This is a genomic window from Xenorhabdus sp. KJ12.1 (genome assembly GCF_963876495.1).
GTDB classification, from domain to species: Bacteria; Pseudomonadota; Gammaproteobacteria; order Enterobacterales; family Enterobacteriaceae; genus Xenorhabdus; species Xenorhabdus stockiae.
In genome coordinates, this window is record NZ_CAWNQH010000143.1 from 1 (window position 1) to 1,413 (window position 1,413).

4 protein-coding genes are annotated in these 1,413 nt (G+C 35.7%); all 4 read right to left on the minus strand.

The genetic code is table 11. The features are described from left to right. A partial coding sequence (locus AACS92_RS21735; protein ID WP_099112021.1) for a hypothetical protein occupies positions 1–481 on the minus strand: 481 nt, incomplete at its 3' end. Continuing rightward, positions 481–672 (minus strand): PerC family transcriptional regulator, encoded by a 192-nt coding sequence (locus AACS92_RS21740; protein WP_241538045.1) that lies wholly within the window; start codon positions 670–672, stop codon positions 481–483. The genes AACS92_RS21740 and AACS92_RS21735, both read right to left, overlap by 1 nt. Next, the gene (locus AACS92_RS21745) at positions 656–937 is read right to left on the minus strand and encodes an ANR family transcriptional regulator (protein WP_099112023.1); all 282 of its coding nucleotides are present in this window, start codon (positions 935–937) and stop codon (positions 656–658) included. The genes AACS92_RS21740 and AACS92_RS21745 overlap by 17 nt, the downstream gene beginning before the upstream one ends. After that, positions 934–1,269, minus strand: coding sequence for a hypothetical protein (locus AACS92_RS21750; RefSeq protein ID WP_099112024.1), 336 nt, complete (start codon positions 1,267–1,269; stop codon positions 934–936). The genes AACS92_RS21745 and AACS92_RS21750 overlap by 4 nt, the downstream gene beginning before the upstream one ends. Positions 1,270–1,413 lie beyond the last annotated feature (144 nt).

Here is a 1,413-nt window from a genome sequence, read left to right on the forward strand (position 1 = left end):
TTGGTGATGCTGGTTCAGCAGTAAATAATTTGAATCCGTTGATAAATACTCCGTCGATAAAATCACGCATCCATGTACTACCGTTTTCTTTTTCATTTACTTCGTTTCCTAAATAGAAACGTTGCAACGCAATATATTTTTCGACTGGATTAATTTCTAAAATTGGTTTTTCTATTTGGTGAATAAGTAACGTTTCAATAACTTCAGAATCTAATTCAACGATGCAATTTTCATGGGAAAATACGACATTCCCACTTTCAAGTTTTCCAAATCGCTCACCACATGAAATTAGATATTCTCGTGCAGTAATTGCTCGTTTTTGCTTAACTGAAAATTCAGCACATTCCATTCTCTCCGCATCTGTTAATGGTGGATAATTGGCAATCATTCTTTCTTTATCTAAAAGACACGCAGGAGGTTCAAATCTGCTTTCCTTTAAATCGGAAAGCATTTCTTCTATCATTGATTCTGTGTATTTCATTACCATCCCTCACGAATAATTACTTTTGCTTTTTGAATGCAGCGATTTCCGTTTTTAATACATTCTTGCTCTTGTTTAAGGTTCTGAGATAATGAAAGAGCTTCACCCCATTTATTAGCAGCACGACGGAATAAACCTTTCGATTCTAAATTACGCGCTAATTCACCTGCCTGTTCATATGCTGTCATCATTTGCCGCCTGTTTATTCATATGCTTTTTAAATTCAGAGGCCATACGCTGATTTTCTTTCTGGCTTCTTAATGCGGTGCTATGGCTATGATGCAATGAATATCTTTTTTCATTATGCTCTTGGCGATATTCAGACCAGCGTTGGGTATTCAGCGTGGTGGCTAATTTATTAGCTTTTCCCCAATATTCGGCAGCGAGGTTATACTTTTCTTCTTTTTCCATTTGAATAGCGATATTGGCAAAATCTAAATAGGATTTCTTTTTCATTTTATTGGCTCCGTTTTTTTCGCAACAAGCTTTAAGAGGTCATTAATGAACTCGTCACCTAGTGGGGTTAAATTACCGTGCTTGGTATAAAGCTCGTTATATGTATTCATGATAAGTAATTCTGCTATTGGCTTACTTTTTAACGCCAGTACATCCAATTCAAAGTAACGGATTAAAGCTACATTTAATATTTCTTCATCTAAATCCAGCCTGTAATTAGTTCTACCTACTTTGACTATTACGGAGTGGCAACCGTGTTTCTTTTGTAATGTACTCAACATGGCGTTAATAAGAGCCTTTCGCTTTCTTTCAAGCAAGGTCGATTGTGTCATTCTATATTCTCCGTTTTTGGCGTAAGCGAGTCCCCAGCGATGGCGCTGTAATTAAATTTGGTTTGTTGTTTTTATTATTAATCTAAGTCGGCTATTTGCATTTCTAACTCAGATATTTTCTCATGTAATGAATTAATTTTACTC

Excerpts from the sequence above, each read along its gene's own strand:
- AACS92_RS21740 (WP_241538045.1), bottom strand. The coding sequence starts at position 672 with ATGATGACAGCATATGAACAGGCAGGTGAATTAGCGCGTAATTTAGAA.
- AACS92_RS21745 (WP_099112023.1), bottom strand. The coding sequence starts at position 937 with ATGAAAAAGAAATCCTATTTAGATTTTGCCAATATCGCTATTCAAATG.
- AACS92_RS21750 (WP_099112024.1), bottom strand. The coding sequence starts at position 1,269 with ATGACACAATCGACCTTGCTTGAAAGAAAGCGAAAGGCTCTTATTAAC.